This is a genomic window from Aquicella lusitana (genome assembly GCF_902459475.1).
Classification (GTDB): domain Bacteria; phylum Pseudomonadota; class Gammaproteobacteria; order DSM-16500; family DSM-16500; genus Aquicella; species Aquicella lusitana.
The window spans coordinates 627,266-641,837 of sequence record NZ_LR699114.1; the positions used below are offsets into that span (position 1 = coordinate 627,266).

At 45.4% G+C, this 14,572-nt stretch carries 12 protein-coding genes; 8 read left to right on the forward strand and 4 right to left on the reverse strand.

Annotated features, from left to right (window positions below; genetic code table 11):
* Positions 1-57 precede the first annotated feature (57 nt).
* The 5 genes from AQUSIP_RS02910 (at position 58) to AQUSIP_RS02930 (ending at position 6,558) form a co-directional block, all read left to right on the forward strand.
* On the forward strand, positions 58-1,467 hold the full coding sequence (locus AQUSIP_RS02910) for an undecaprenyl-phosphate glucose phosphotransferase (protein ID WP_114833598.1): 1,410 nt from the start codon (positions 58-60) through the stop codon (positions 1,465-1,467).
* A complete protein-coding gene (gene galE, locus AQUSIP_RS02915) occupies positions 1,457-2,443 on the forward strand; it encodes a UDP-glucose 4-epimerase GalE (protein WP_114833597.1) in 987 nt (328 codons plus the stop codon). The genes AQUSIP_RS02910 and galE overlap by 11 nt, the downstream gene beginning before the upstream one ends.
* 126 nt (positions 2,444-2,569) lie before the next feature.
* On the forward strand, positions 2,570-4,453 hold the full coding sequence (locus AQUSIP_RS02920) for a hypothetical protein (RefSeq protein WP_114833596.1): 1,884 nt from the start codon (positions 2,570-2,572) through the stop codon (positions 4,451-4,453).
* Positions 4,454-4,620: 167 nt separating this feature from the next.
* Positions 4,621-5,058, forward strand: coding sequence for a hypothetical protein (locus AQUSIP_RS02925; RefSeq protein WP_114833595.1), 438 nt, complete (start codon positions 4,621-4,623; stop codon positions 5,056-5,058).
* A 111-nt stretch (positions 5,059-5,169) separates the two neighbouring features.
* The gene (locus AQUSIP_RS02930) at positions 5,170-6,558 is read left to right on the forward strand and encodes a hypothetical protein (RefSeq protein WP_114833594.1); all 1,389 of its coding nucleotides are present in this window, start codon (positions 5,170-5,172) and stop codon (positions 6,556-6,558) included.
* Positions 6,559-6,605: 47 nt separating this feature from the next.
* Here the strand turns inward: AQUSIP_RS02930 and AQUSIP_RS02935 are convergent, their stop codons facing one another.
* A complete protein-coding gene (locus AQUSIP_RS02935; protein WP_114833593.1) occupies positions 6,606-7,748 on the reverse strand; it encodes a glycosyltransferase family 4 protein in 1,143 nt (380 codons plus the stop codon).
* Between the two features lie 3 nt (positions 7,749-7,751).
* Positions 7,752-8,876 carry a glycosyltransferase gene (locus tag AQUSIP_RS02940; RefSeq protein ID WP_114833592.1) on the reverse strand — a complete coding sequence of 375 codons (1,125 nt, stop codon included), beginning with the start codon at positions 8,874-8,876 and terminating at the stop codon, positions 7,752-7,754.
* A gap of 510 nt (positions 8,877-9,386) precedes the next feature.
* Here AQUSIP_RS02940 and galU point away from each other — a divergent pair.
* Genes galU through AQUSIP_RS02955 form a run of 3 tightly spaced genes read left to right on the forward strand, consistent with a single transcriptional unit; the run spans position 9,387 to position 13,171 of the window.
* Positions 9,387-10,259, forward strand: coding sequence for a UTP--glucose-1-phosphate uridylyltransferase GalU (galU, locus tag AQUSIP_RS02945; protein WP_114833647.1), 873 nt, complete (start codon positions 9,387-9,389; stop codon positions 10,257-10,259).
* Positions 10,256-11,788 carry a hypothetical protein gene (locus AQUSIP_RS02950; RefSeq protein WP_114833591.1) on the forward strand — a complete coding sequence of 511 codons (1,533 nt, stop codon included), beginning with the start codon at positions 10,256-10,258 and terminating at the stop codon, positions 11,786-11,788. Before galU ends, AQUSIP_RS02950 begins: the two co-directional genes overlap by 4 nt.
* 12 nt (positions 11,789-11,800) lie before the next feature.
* Positions 11,801-13,171, forward strand: coding sequence for a UDP-glucose dehydrogenase family protein (locus AQUSIP_RS02955; protein WP_114833590.1), 1,371 nt, complete (start codon positions 11,801-11,803; stop codon positions 13,169-13,171).
* A gap of 23 nt (positions 13,172-13,194) precedes the next feature.
* Here the strand turns inward: AQUSIP_RS02955 and AQUSIP_RS02960 are convergent, their stop codons facing one another.
* Entirely contained in the window at positions 13,195-13,815 is a 621-nt protein-coding gene (locus AQUSIP_RS02960) for a U-box domain-containing protein (RefSeq protein ID WP_114833589.1), read from the reverse strand.
* Positions 13,808-14,530, reverse strand: a complete 723-nt coding sequence (locus AQUSIP_RS02965; RefSeq protein ID WP_114833588.1) for a thiamine diphosphokinase — start codon at positions 14,528-14,530, stop codon at positions 13,808-13,810. Before AQUSIP_RS02965 ends, AQUSIP_RS02960 begins: the two co-directional genes overlap by 8 nt.
* Between the last annotated feature and the right edge of the window lie 42 nt (positions 14,531-14,572).

Consider the following 14,572-nt stretch of genomic DNA (forward strand, 5'->3'; position numbering starts at 1 on the left):
TGCAATATTATACAGTTCTTTTAATATGAGCAAGGAGTTGAAATAAAGAAGAAGTGTATGCTGCCTAAAGGGTTACTAAAAGAATATTCCCGAACGATTGCCATGATGGTCCGTATGATGGACATGGCGACAGTGTTTTTTGCTGGCTGGCTCGCTTATCTCTTTCGCTTTAATGACGTCCGGCTGCCTTCTTCCTATCTGGGTGCGCTCCTGCTCGCGGTCGCTATGACGCCCGTTGTCTTTTCCTTCTTTAATATTTATGTTTCGATACGCGGCGCGGGCTTCCTGCGGCATCTCATCAGCCTCATTCAGGCGATGTGTGTGCTCGGATTCGTGCTTGCGGGCCTTTCCTTTTTCACTAAATCGGGCGATACCTTTTCACGCCTTTGGTTTGTCACCTGGGTGCTATTTACCCTGTTCTTTTTGATTTTATGCCGCTGTTCGCTGCTCCTCCTACTTCGTTTTATGCGTTCTCGCGGATTAAATGAACGCCGTGTCGTGATACTGGGCGCAAGCGAACTGGGCATTAAACTTGCCGAAACCGTGCAGCAGGCCTTATGGACAGGTTTTCGCATTGTAACTTTTATAGACGATGAGGCAAGCAACAAACCTGCCTTGATACACCGCATCCCTGTCATTCAGACGCCGGTTAATTTAGGCCAGCATCTGGCAGCGGAAGGGATTGATGAAATCTGGCTGGCGTTGCCGCTGAGCGACGAAGCCCGCGTAAAAGAAATTTTATATGATCTACGACATCACACGATTAATATGCGTTTTGTATTGGATATTTTCGGCCTGGATTTATTGAATCATTCCATTACCGACCTTGCAGGATTTCCGGTACTCAATATTTCTTCAACGCCGATGATGGGAATGAACAGGCTGGTGAAAGCAGTGGAAGACCGCTTGCTTGCAGCCATTATTCTGGTCTTGATCGGTCCGCTTCTTCTACTTATTGCCATTGGCGTTAAACTCAGCTCAAAAGGTCCTGTCTTTTTCAAGCAATATCGGCACGGCTGGGACGGACGTATCATCAAAGTCTATAAATTCCGCACGATGATTGAGCATGAAGAAGAAGACGGCAAGGTCACCCAAGCAACGCTTAGCGACAACCGTGTGACGGCTTTTGGCCGTTTCCTGCGCCGTACCAGCCTGGATGAATTGCCGCAATTCATCAATGTGCTGCAGGGACGTATGTCCATTGTAGGCCCGCGCCCCCATGCGGTAGCACACAACGAATTTTACAAAGATTCCATCCACACCTACATGCAGCGCCATCGGGTGAAACCGGGTATTACAGGCTGGGCACAGGTCAACGGCTGGCGCGGTGAAACGGATACGCTTGAGAAAATGCAAAAACGCGTGGAGTATGATCTTTATTACATCAATAACTGGTCACTCAGTTTCGACATGAAAATTATTTTCTTAACTTTATTGCGAGGTTTTATCGGCCGAAATGCCTATTAATACAGGGACAGTGCTTGTCGTGGGTGGAGCAGGTTATATAGGCTCCCATATGGTGCTTATGCTAAAACGCGCGGGCTTTACGCCCATCGTGCTCGACAATTTAAGCCGGGGACACCGCGAGGCCCTATCTGGCGCCAAGTTGATAGCAGGAGAGATGGCTGACCGGGATTTATTGGCGCACCTCTTTACCACGCATTCTTTTTCCGCCGTTCTGCATTTTGCTTCTTATATTGAAGTGGCAGAGTCAATGAAAAATCCGGCGAAATATTATCAAAACAATGTGGCCGCCACTTTGACACTCCTCGATCTCATGATGGAGCATCAGGTTCGGCATTTTATTTTTTCCTCTACTGCTGCGGTTTATGGCGAGCCGCACTATACACCCCTCGATGAGTTACATCCGTTGCATCCTGTTAACCCTTATGGCCGCAGCAAGCGCATGGTGGAAGAAATTGTCATGGATTATGCGCGGTGTGGTCATTTGCACTATGCCATCTTGCGTTATTTTAATGCGGCAGGCGCCGATCCCGAAGGGCGTCTTGCCGAGCGGCACCATCCAGAGTCACATCTGATCCCATTGGTTTTACAGGCAGCCGCTGGTGAGCGCGACGCTATCATTGTGTATGGCAATGATTACGCTACGCCTGATGGAACGTGCATTCGTGATTATGTACACGTCACCGACCTTTGCGACGCGCACTTACTTTCGCTGCAACGATTGCTGGAAGGCGGCGAATCCCTGCTTTGCAATTTGGGGACAGGACGAGGTTATTCAGTGCAACAAGTGATTGACGCTGCACGGCTGGTGACCGGTTGCCGCATTCCTACTGTCCATGGCGATCGAAGACCAGGTGACCCGGCGATACTGGTGGCGAATGCTTCGCGTGCAATGCAGGAACTCCATTGGCAGCCTCGCTATTCAACGCTTGAAACACTGATCACACATGCGTGGCAAGCGATGCGTGTTACCGCATAGCGAAAATAATTTTTGTTTTATAAACATTGCCTTTCTTAAGCTTTCCTTAAGGTTTGAAGCGTTGCTGCCAAAACAGGAGCATGTTATATATCATTTGATACACACTTATCAGAATGGGAAAATCATATGGAGACCAGACATCAGGCAAGAGATGAAGTGAATGCCCTGCTCGGCAGCGCGGATAAAGAGTTGCAGAATAAATTGTACCATTATGTTTTTGTCCCATCTGAAACCTATATCACAGTGACCGTCGGTGTGAAAAGGGCGATTGATAAAATAGCCTATCTGGATACCGGTGTGTTGCTTGGCGAACTCATCCTTCTTCTCTCTGAAGTCCAAAAAACTGTTTCAGGATTACAAGCCAATTTAAAAGCAGCAGAATTCGCGAATTTTCAGGATAGCGCCGGTAAAATATCGGATAAATTGTCAACCTATAATAAAGAGAGCACCATCCGTGACCTGCAATCTGTTTTGCTGGAAAAAAATAAACTTTCTACGCATTGGTCAGCGCTAATTTATAATCTGCAAAAGATAATTGATAATCCGAAACGGCTTAAGCTCGACGAAAAGCAGCTGGCATTTTTTAAAGAGCTGAAAGTATGGCTTGATGGTTTTTATCTGCATTTTTGCATGCGAAGCAGACGAGAAGAATTGCAGCAAATGATTGTTAGTCCGGAAGCTGAAATGCAGAAGGAAGTGGATCACCCTGTTGTGGAAAGGAAGCTCAAAATTACAGCGGGGATGCAAAGGGCGCTGATTAAAATGGGCGATATGGATGGTAAAGAATCCTTACCGATGATTTTGTCGCTGCTTCATGATATTCGCAAGAAAGTAGTAAATGATCCGGAATTGGCAAAAACTACTGAGGCAATTGAATACAGCCTGAAAATTCTGGGTGAGGCGAATGAAACACTTTGTAAAGGCAGATTGGAACAATTAGACATATTAAAAGGATTGACGGATAAAATTGAGCCTGATTTGAAGGAGTTGGTTGAAAAAATCAAGCAAGCGCAAATAACAGAAGCTATTGCGCAGGAATGCAAAGAGTTGGCTTTTTTTCTGGAAGCACTTTATTTTCATTCCTATAAAGATAGAAACAAATTTTTTGACCCCGAAGATACAACTATCAAACAAGTCACCAGCAATAAACTGAGCAAAATGATGATCGCGGATTTTTATCACCAGGCCGCGCTTGCTATGGAAGATCTTTTGCAAACCCTGCAAAAACAGAAAGAGGTTAAGCATGACGAGGCGGAATTTAAGCAGGATGGCGAGTTATCCCCTCAGATGGAAAAGCCTGCACAGACTTTGGAACTGCATAAAGCTGAACAGGTTAGCGAGCGCAGTATCGGGTCAGACGTGAAAGTACGGCAAAATACGACTAAAGCGGATGAAATCAAAAGTGAAAAGCCAAATCCCACTTTTGATGAAGAGGCGTTTTGGACTATTCTGGATAAAGCCAGCGGAAGTGCTGATGAAATTAAAATTGAAAGTTTGCTAAATGCCATGTCGAAATATAAGCTTTCCGAAAATCAGAAAACGCACTTGCATCATTTGGAAACAAAGGTTCCCGAATTTTTTAATCAATATAAGAATAATAGATATCTTTGGCAAAAAGCGATAAGCAGTATTCCCCTGATTGGTGGCTATTTAGATCCTTACTTACAACGTTATAATGCAGATATCGCCAATCAGGCGCTTAATAACTCATCTTCCGGTGACCCAGAGACATTTCTTCAACGTTTGGCCATGGCGCGGTATCTTTTAGCTTCGCCTGAACGAAGCAGCAATGAACTCCTTAAGAAAACAAACGAGCTTCTACTTAACGCATACGTGCATCTCCATAACATCGGGCCAGGCAAGCGATTGGCAAAAGAAGAAGTACCGCCAGGTCTGTTGCTGACTTATGGAAAGTTTTCTCCAAGTACAACACACCGTGTCAAAGTCATACCGCTTGATGAGCTAGCATCCGATAACCAGGAATTAATGCGTAGAAAAATGACTCAATGAGATAGTTAGCAGGCCGGTTTCGAGCAGTTCAGCAACAACAGGGGACGGCCATTTTGCTGTAACTCTTTCATCGCACTTAATATTTATCACTCTATACCTTGTTAACCTTTTTAATCAAATTTGGGTTTATAATTTTATGACGGGTCGTCATAAAGGAGTGCGCATTGATGCGAAGTGAAAACCTGCTCACGACATTACAAAATCAATTAAATGCAATAGCAAAGGATGAGCTAAAAGGATGTACCCAGGAGTTGCAGCAAGCAAACAATGCAATTAAGGACACCTTAAAAGGCCTGCAGTTGGCAGATAAACGTAGCCATGCCTTCCTTGGAGATGATGTAGAAACACACTACCTGAAAAATTTTATAAAAAATATCATGGCACTTGTCACGCAAATTAATCAGGAAGAACAGCAGTTGGAACATGTCATGGGCCCGCAAAAGGATTTTTCATATCATCCTGACGAAATTAAAAATTTTATGGGTAAAGTTATCCTGCGTGAAATGCTTGTTAACACACTTGATAAGCTTGTGGCAGATGAGCCTGCCTTGCGGATTCAGGAAGACACCAGGCAGGCGGTCGCTGCCGAAATCCGGAAGCGATAGATCTTAATGCCTTTTTATTCAACCAGTTGTTATCTGACCATTCCCGATGTGATGCCCCTTCATGGCTATTGCTATAATTAAAATAATACAAAACGGGGTTGGAGCATATTTATGGCATTCGATAGGAGTGCGGAAGAGAAGAAAGAAAAAGTCATTGTCCATTCCTGGGATTTTGACGGTATGCTTGCTTCAGAGACTTATTACCAGGAAATGGAAAAGCTGCTGAAAAAAAAGGCCGAGTCGAACGGTCAGCTTACCGAGCAGGACTTTGAAGCGCTTGCGGAGATAATCATAAGGCACGAAGCCTATCAGGGTTTTTTTGATGACCGATTTAAGGATAAAGGCGATGCAGAGCACATATTATATGTTGGAAGTAATCGCCAGGGGCGAAAAAAAGATTTGGAAAACGGATTTAAAAAAAACGTTACGTCTTTAACCAGCTTTCCCTTTTATGCGGCGCTGGCAAAGAAACTGTCCGAGCACTATGGCTATGAAATTAAATTGGATAAATTATTGCTTGAAGATATAGCAGAAGGTAATAAACCTGGCGCAACATTTGATGAGGTTTCAAAAACATATCTGGGCCATACATTGTTGGATCCTGATAAGTCCAGAGAAACATTAACACAATCTTTAAAAATTACCGATTCATCACCCAGCGATTATACCGATGAGGAAAAGGGACTGCTGATTTATACACAAATGCACCATGCCAAAAAAAAATACGGAAAAAATAGGGAAGTAGAGTTCGACTTTGCAGATGACAGGGCGGATATTCTTGAGAAACTTGCCCAAATGTATGGTAAAGGAAACGAGCATCTTGTTCCCGTAAGATTAATGCTGTCTCAGTTTATACCTCCCGATAGAGAAAAACTGAGTGGCGAAAAAGAATTTAGTAGCCAGCCGATTGATCCACAAAATAAAGAACATAATGTTGATCCGGCACCCTTTCTGACTTATCTCGGCCTGCTGGCTAACTGTAGAGAGAAAGTGCGTACGGGTGCTCATATGATGCTCGATTTATATGACGAAGATAATTATGTCAAGGGCGATATAACATTCGGGAATTTAGGGAAAACAGTTGAGGAACATAGATTCAAGCATAATCAACAGTATAATCAGCAAAATTTCATCCGCGAGGTGATCAATCTGTTAAATCAAGTAGAAAAAAAATCAAAAGGCATTGTGGAAATGAAAGAACTGCTTGCGGGTGTGAAAGAGGAATATAAGTACAAGACGCCGGCAGATAAAATTAAGGGCTTACAGGCTATTGCCACAAAGAGGCTGAGCAAGCTTCATATGGGCAGTCAATCAGAGAAAGATAAAGGGAAGTTTAAGCTTTTTAATTTTAAGAAATCGAGGGATGAATTTAATGAAAAGTTGTATGACATACTGAAAAATATGGATGTTAACAATCCGGATGTAACACTAATATTGAAATTACAAGATGAATTACAAAAGCGATTGGAAGGAAGTCCTCGGCCAGATAAAAGGCAATAACTTGGCGCTAAGAAAGTTTGTGCAATCACTCCGTCAACAATGTGTGGTTACATGGCTTCCTGAATCAGTTTTTTCACTTCATTTGCAGCCGTTTTCCAGTTTAATCGTGTCACATATTCGTTATACGCAGACAGGGAAAGCGCTTCATATCGCATACGATCACGCATCAAGTCTACAATGTAATCACAGTAAGTTGAAACAGGCGCGTCCAGCCCAAAAGTCATGCCATTAATATTGTCTTTTACAATGGTGCCAATGCCGCCCACATAAGTGGTAAGACAAGGAACACCAAACGCATTGGCTTCGCAGAATACAATTCCGTAGGCTTCTGCACGTGAAGGCACAAAAAGAAAATGTGTTTCGGACAGCAGTGTTTGAATTTTTTGTTTTCCTTCTGGTGTGTGCTTGGAAATAAATCCCAGACATTTTACATAGGAAGGAACGGGGTTCAGGTTGGGAGGCTGATAACCTACAATGGTCAGCTCAACGGCATGCCCTGCTTCATGCAAAGCCTTTGCGACAGCGAGCACCACGTCGCCGCCTTTGCGCTCCCAGCTTTTAGCAAGAAACAGCAATTTGATTTTATCTGCAGCCCGCTTTTTTATACTTTCGCGTATTTCATCAAGATCAGGACAAGTATCTATATTCGCGCCAAAGGGAACAACTTTCACTTTTTCACGACTGATGCCATAGAGTTCTACGGCACTGCGTGCAGCCCAGTCAGATGAAAAAAGCGCGAGGCGGGCACGTGACAGGCATGCTTGTGTGATTGCGTTGCCTTGCATAATGGTATTTGCAGAATGATAGGAAAACGGCGGATAAAATCCGAGTAGTGCTGCATACACGGCATCAGTCCAGAGAATGATAGGCTGTTTGCAATCGAGATATGCAATGGGGTTAATGAGCGGCGAGACAACGGCGTCAACGCTCAGCTTTTCCAGTTGCCTTGCCACTTGTTCAGAATAATGTTTCGCTGCCACGGTATTAAAACGCGGGCTTTCCCGCTGGTCACAGACAAATTTGTTCCATGCTTGTTTGAGCTTAAACAAGGGCGGCAACTTGCGTGAGAGCGATCCAATAAAATCCACTTCGATATCGGCATTGGACAGTGCTTTTGACATGAAGCTCGGTGTGCCAGACCAGTTATGGACATCACGGGCATCAAACGTAGTGGCATAGGCAATACGCATGCTTTACTCCTTAACAGGCTGCACCAAAGGCAATTGCCAGAATTGTTTATAAAACGCAGGAATGGAAAAATTGTCGCTGACATGCTGATAGGCTTTTTCACCCAGCATGTTACGCTCCTCTTCGGAAGCGATGTAAATCTGTTTCATGGCTTCAGCAAAGGCAACAGGATCTCGGGGTTTGATTAGCGTGCCGGCATGACCAACCACTTCAGGAATGCCATGAACGCGGGTGGCAATGATCGGTAATCGTGCGACCATCGCTTCGATTAAGACACGGCCAAATGCTTCCTGCACGGAAGACAGCGCAAAACAGTCAAAGGCTTTCATGTAACGGAAGCCACCGGAGAGAAACCCTGTGAAAATGATGTCATTCTGAAGGCCATAGCTTTTGGCCTGATCTTTAAGGCGGGATTCCAATTCACCGTCCCCGATAATCACCAGCTTTGCTTTTGGCGTATAGGGTTTGATTAACGAGAAAGCGTGGATAAGGCTTTCCTGATCCTTGTTGGGTGCCAGCCGCGCGATGTTGCCGAACACAAATGCCTCATCCGGTAGTTGGAGCGCCTTTCGGGCTTCTTCACGTGACAGCAGGTTGGGTTCCGTCAACTCCATATCAATGACATTGTATAATGTCTGAATACGTTCTTTGGGCACGCTCCATAAATTTTTGCGCATATCGTCGCGCACAGCATTGGATACGCCTGCAAACAGCATGTTTTGACGTGAAAGCGAAGCAACGAGCAGTTGCCGACCCAAGGATGACATTGTTCTTAATTCATGCATGACAAAAATCATCGCAGGGATTTTGCAAAACTGTGCGACCCACATCATGACATACGTGGGCTTGTAGCGATGGCAGATGACGATTTCAAATTTTCTTTCACGACAAAAGGCGAGTAATTTTTTAATGGCGCTGATTTTTAAGGTGCGAATTTCCTTTTTGGAGAGATTGAAAAAGACAACTTCTTCTGCAATGGTCCTGTTCTTCACTTCTTCATCTGGCTTGCCAGTCAAATAAGCGACAGTGACTTGATATTTGCTTTTATCAAAGAGCCGCGTGTACTGGTTATAAATATCAATAAACTGCGTGGCATAGTTATGGCCAAGAATAAGGATGTTTTTGCGCATCAGGCGTTTTTCTCTCCGTTGGGTGTGACATTTATAGCAAGTTACGCAAAAGAGGACAAGCCGCTTGCGATTCTTGCGCCTGACTCGCCTGTGCCATTTTTATTTGTTAGGTGAATCCCTCACCCGCAGCCTCTCATCGGCATTGCGTTTGCCTCCTTGCGAGCATAGCGAAGCAATCCAGGTTTTTCGGTGCTAGTTGGACTTTGGCCATTTTACAAAATGCTCGATAATGCTGTCATCCTGAGCGAAGCGAAGGATCTCCCGATGTACAAAAGGAGATCCTTCGCTTCGCTCAGGATGACAGCTTTGTGAACGCTTTTTCTTATTTTTTTGCGGTTTATATCGAAGGAGGTCTGGATTGCTTCGCTATGCTCGCAATGACAGGTGCAGTTTCATCAGCGAATTACCTAACCTTTACAGCAACGAGGGCGAGGATAGCCATGTTTTCTAGCCTTTTATTATGATAAGATGCTGCCCACTATTTGTTTACCCAATACACCGATAATCTCTATGATGAAGATTAGTAAAGCAATTTTTCCTGTTGCGGGGCTAGGCACCCGGTTCTTGCCCGCGACTAAGGCAAACCCAAAAGAAATGCTGCCGATTGTGGATAAACCGCTTATCCAATATGCGGTGGAAGAAGCGGTAGCTGCCGGTATCACCGAGCTGATTTTTGTGACAAACAGCAGCAAGCGGGCGATCGAAGACCACTTTGATTCCAACTTCGAACTGGAAGCGACGCTGCAAGAGCGCGGCAAGCAAGAATTACTCGATATTGTGCGGGGAATTTTGCCGGAGGGAGTATCCTGCGCTTATATTCGCCAGAAATCGCCGCAAGGGCTTGGGCATGCGGTTTTATGTGCCAAGCAATTGGTGATGAACGAACCTTTTGCTGTGCTGCTGGCCGATGACTTGATCGATGGCGGATCGGTCCCTTGTCTTAAACAGATGGTAGAGCTATTCGCCGAAAAGCAGGCCAGCGTTATTGCGGTTCAAAAAATTGAACCGGAAGAAACGCGCAAGTACGGTATTGTGGACGTCGCTGCTTCAGAAGGCATGCTGATTGCCATTCAGGGCATTGTAGAAAAACCCCATCCGCAGCAAGCTCCTTCCGATCTGGGTGTAGTGGGTCGATATATTTTGACTCCCCGGATCTTTACGCTGCTTGAGAATACCAGCAAAGGCTCAGGTGGAGAAATTCAACTGACCGATGCTATTGCTGAGCTGCTTAACAATGAATCGGTTTATGCCTATCGTTTCCAGGGCAAGCGATATGATTGTGGCAGCAAGTTGGGCTATCTGGAGGCGACAGTCGCTTATGCATTAAAACATCCTGAGCTCGCGCTTGATTTCAAGCGTTCACTGGAGGCGATTATTGCATGAAACAGCTCCCGGCATTTGAGCGGCACGATGCGTTACTGTATGTTTTTGCAATTGCTGCGAGCATTTTATTGTCCAGCTGGATAGGCCATCGTGAAACCGTTATTAACACCGATGCAATCTGCTACTTACTCAGCGCCCAAATAATGGCTGAATCCGGCATCAAAGGCGCCATGCAGCTTTGCGGGCAGGCGCATTGGCCTTTTTATTCCGCATTAATTTATGGGTTTGTGCGACTCAGTCACTTGACGTATACCAGTGCGGCGCTAGTGTTAAATGGTTTCTTTTCACTGATCTCTGTCACTGCGTTTATTTTTATTGTGAAGGCATTAGGTGGATCCCGGCGAGTCATGTGGTTTGCCGCGTTTGTGATTTTATTGGCGCATGAATTCAACAGCGTGCGCGAATACATTGTACGCGACCATGGATTTTGGGCCTTTTATCTTGCTTCGATATGGCTTCTGATACATTGCTTTCGTCAGCCGCAATGGAAACGTGCGCTGACTTTTAGCATGAGCCTGTTGGTTGCGACACTGTTTCGCATTGAAGGCGCAGTTTTTCTTGTGTTGCTGCCCTTTTTAGCTTTCTTTTGTGTGCATCTTTCTTTGCGAGCGCGAGTGAGATTATTTTTCATGCTCAATGTACCGCTGCTTGCTATTTGCTTTTTATTATCCGCCTGGCTGCTATTGCACCCGCAGCAGAGCCTGGATCAGCTGGGCCGGGTCGCAGAAGTGCCTGCTCAGTTCAGACATGGGCTTACCATGATTATCGAGAAATTCGACACATCGAGAATATCACTGGCGCAATATGTGCTTCCTGGTGACGCGCTCAAAGACGCAGGCCTTATTTTATGTTTAGCGCTCGGTGCCTGGTATGTCATTAGTGTGGTGGGAAACCTTTCATGGGGATATGCATTGCTGGTGGCTTATGCCTGGCTGCGCAAAAGTACCCGTTTTGATCGCTCAGCTCTGATCGTGCTGGCGGGTTATGTTGGTATCAACATCATGGTCACGCTGGGCTTTTTGCTGGAACATTTTTTCCTGACCAAGCGCTATCTGATGGCATTTTCTCTGGTGTTGATGCTATGGGTGCCTTTTGCACTGGATGACTTGTTCCAGAAATGGCCGCATTTGCGTTCCCGTTTCGTGCTGCTGCTTGCAGGCGTCCTGATGCTGGTTTCCTCCATCGGCGGCATTATCGATTTTGGTTATTCTAAAAATTATATTCATGAGGCGGGAAGCTGGCTGGCAAAAAATGTGCCTCAAGAGGCCAGGCTTTATGCCAATGATAATCTACTCATGTATTACTCACAGCATTTTGGCTATTCCATTTTTAAAAATATGCGCCAATATTCAGATTTGAATATGATTGCGGATGATAAATGGAAGCAATACGATTATGTTGCCCTGCGGCTGGCTAAAAAGCAGGAAAAGCAAGTTGCACCTTTCGTGCAAGCCATCCATTTGAAACCTGTGCAGGTCTTTAGCAATGAACGTGGAGACCGTGTTGTTATTTATAAAATCAATTCATAGGAGCAAACGAAATTGAATATCACCGTCATTGGAGCAGGATATGTTGGTCTAGTGACAGGAGCCTGTTTTGCGGAATTAGGTAATCATGTCACATGCGTAGACGTCAACGAACAAAAAATTGCGAACCTGAAGAAAGGTATTCTGCCTATTTATGAGCCTGGCCTTGAACAGATGGTCATGTCCAATATGCAGGAAGACCGGTTGCGTTTTGCTACTTCGCTGTCATCAATTGGCATGGACCCTCACGTGATTTTCATTGCGGTTGGCACACCCAGCGATAAAGACGGGTCGGCGGACATAAAATATGTGTTGGAGGCGGCGCGCGATATTGGTAACCATATCAAACAGTATTGCGTTATCGTGGATAAATCGACCGTGCCAGTGGGTATGGCCGATCAGGTTAAACAGATTATTCAACAGGCTCTGAAACAGCGCCACCTCGACATTGATTTTGATGTGGTCAGCAATCCCGAGTTTTTGCGTGAAGGTGCTGCGATCGAGGATTTTATGCGGCCAGACCGGGTGATTGTTGGGCTTGAGTCCAATAATGCCAAAAATGTAATGCTGGATTTATACCTGCCAATTTTACGCAATCCTGAGCGCATCTATTTTATGAATGTCAAAGATGCGGAAATGACCAAGTATGCAGCAAACGCCATGCTCGCTACGCGCATATCCTTTATGAATGAAATGGCGCTACTCTGCGAACGCATGGGGGTGGATATAGAAAATGTGCGCATCGGTATTGGCTCTGATTCGCGTATTGGCAATGCTTTTCTCAATTCCGGCTGTGGTTATGGCGGCTCCTGCTTCCCCAAAGATGTGCGCGCATTGATGAAGATGGCGGAAGGACATGGCGTTCATCCGCTCATTCTGCAAGCTGTTGAAAACCGGAACTTTGCGCAGAAGCGCCTTCTTCCGGAAAAAATCATTCGTCTGTTTGGCGAAGACCTTTCCGGCGTGACAATTGGCGTGTGGGGACTTGCGTTCAAGCCTGGCACCGATGATATGCGTGAAGCTTCCTCTCTTGTCTTGATTGAAGAATGCATCAGGCGCGGAGCGCAAGTGCGGGCATACGATCCCGCTGCCATGCCTCAAGCGCGGCAAACCATGCCGGAAGAATGGTTTGCATCAGGCAAGCTTGTGCTCACTGAGCATCAGTACGATGCGTTGAATGAAGCGGATGCGCTCGCACTTGTCACCGAATGGAAACCATTCTGCTACCCGGATCTCGCCATGATGAAAAACCGCATGCGCCGCCGTATTATTCTGGATGGCCGTAATCAGTATGATCCCAAGCAAATGCACGAGAGCGGTTTTGATTACTATGGAATAGGGCGAGGCAGCCGGGAAAGGTCGGTCGACGAACGCGCGGTAGCATAGTAACCAGCACCGCAGGAAGCCTGTTAGATGATATGGTGCAGCCTTTCCTCCTCCTCATCTAGCAGCCTGAGAAAATTCGGTCTCAATGCGTGCTCTGCGTAAGAGAGAGCTTTGAATAAACCGCCAAATAATCCAAAACGATGGCCGCTGGCCGATCGAATAAGATAATCGATAGCAGCGCTTGCGAATGCAAACTGAAATGATAAGGTAGTATTCCAGGCGTTTTCGTTGCGATCATCAGCCTGATGACTGTTGGATTCAAGAATGAGTAGCAGGGTCGCGCATCCGACTACGCCACCAGTTAGAATGGATTTACCGACGGAAGATTTCCATTTTAAAGACGGGTTAAAATAAGCTGAGAGTGTTTTGAGGACAGCTTGTTTATCATACTCGTCATACCGCGATGAATCATTCTTGAAATTATGGTCAAGCGTGTTTTTCAGATGCAGATCCATACAAAAACCAGTTAGTGGTTCTTTAGTCATGGGACTAATAGGACCCAATCTTGTTATGCTTTCCAGTAGCACAGCAAGTTCATAATGATAACCATCTGATGCCAGCACGGGATAGCGCATGATATTAAGGGAGAGCGGGCAATATATAAGATCTTTATCTACGGTTAAGAGGTTGTTGTTTTCAGTCATTTATTATTCTCAAGTTAGTTTCGCACATTTTCACATCTCTTAATTGCATTTCCAAGCGTTCAATCTGGCTTTTTTGCATGAAGCTGCGCTGAGATGCCAGCATAGGCGGCATGATCAGTAAAGCTTCACCTCGAATGTCCAAAAAAGCCCGGTCACTCATCAGGGAATTGCAGATGCTTTCCGAGTAGCCAAAATGTAACGGATAATCGGTAACATCATAACTAAGGCCTTGCGAAGAAAAAATACCACGAGGGAATGCCATGATGCCGCATTTATCGCCTGGCATGCCGTACAGGGTGATGCATTCATCACGGGCATAGCGTAGAGTTTGTTGCTCAGTATGCAAAAGCAGGGGCCGCTTGTTTTTGTATTCAGTGCGTAATGAGCGAATGGCACCTTCATGATGATCGAGACGTCCGCCTGTGGCACACACCAATGTAATGCTCGCTGCTTGCTGATCGTCGCAATAGCGAATTGCTTTGACGAGATCGGTCAGGCTTTGATCGTTTGCAAGTACGACAGAATGCTGGCGACTCGCCAGCGATTGAGAATCGATAGAATCAAAGTCGCCCAATATGAGATCAGGTTGAATTCCCAAGCGGATCAGCCTGTCTGCCGCTCCATCCAGCGCTACAATAACACTGTTCATGGCAGCTTCAGTGATAATTTCCCTCACTAAAAAATTGCCGTTTGCGACAAGCAGGTAGTTTTTCATTTTAAATGACGATGTGTGTGTTAATAATTTAAAGGCAATTTT

What these genes read in the sequence shown, in the direction of transcription:
- AQUSIP_RS02930 (WP_114833594.1), top strand. Translation starts at nt 5,170, where the DNA reads ATGGCATTCGATAGGAGTGCGGAAGAGAAGAAAGAAAAAGTCATTGTC.
- galU (WP_114833647.1), top strand. Translation starts at nt 9,387, where the DNA reads ATGATGAAGATTAGTAAAGCAATTTTTCCTGTTGCGGGGCTAGGCACC.
- AQUSIP_RS02950 (WP_114833591.1), top strand. Translation starts at nt 10,256, where the DNA reads ATGAAACAGCTCCCGGCATTTGAGCGGCACGATGCGTTACTGTATGTT.
- galE (WP_114833597.1), top strand. Translation starts at nt 1,457, where the DNA reads ATGCCTATTAATACAGGGACAGTGCTTGTCGTGGGTGGAGCAGGTTAT.
- AQUSIP_RS02920 (WP_114833596.1), top strand. Translation starts at nt 2,570, where the DNA reads ATGGAGACCAGACATCAGGCAAGAGATGAAGTGAATGCCCTGCTCGGC.
- AQUSIP_RS02925 (WP_114833595.1), top strand. Translation starts at nt 4,621, where the DNA reads ATGCGAAGTGAAAACCTGCTCACGACATTACAAAATCAATTAAATGCA.
- AQUSIP_RS02910 (WP_114833598.1), top strand. Translation starts at nt 58, where the DNA reads ATGCTGCCTAAAGGGTTACTAAAAGAATATTCCCGAACGATTGCCATG.
- AQUSIP_RS02940 (WP_114833592.1), bottom strand. Translation starts at nt 8,876, where the DNA reads ATGCGCAAAAACATCCTTATTCTTGGCCATAACTATGCCACGCAGTTT.
- AQUSIP_RS02935 (WP_114833593.1), bottom strand. Translation starts at nt 7,748, where the DNA reads ATGCGTATTGCCTATGCCACTACGTTTGATGCCCGTGATGTCCATAAC.
- AQUSIP_RS02960 (WP_114833589.1), bottom strand. Translation starts at nt 13,815, where the DNA reads ATGACTGAAAACAACAACCTCTTAACCGTAGATAAAGATCTTATATAT.
- AQUSIP_RS02965 (WP_114833588.1), bottom strand. Translation starts at nt 14,530, where the DNA reads ATGAAAAACTACCTGCTTGTCGCAAACGGCAATTTTTTAGTGAGGGAA.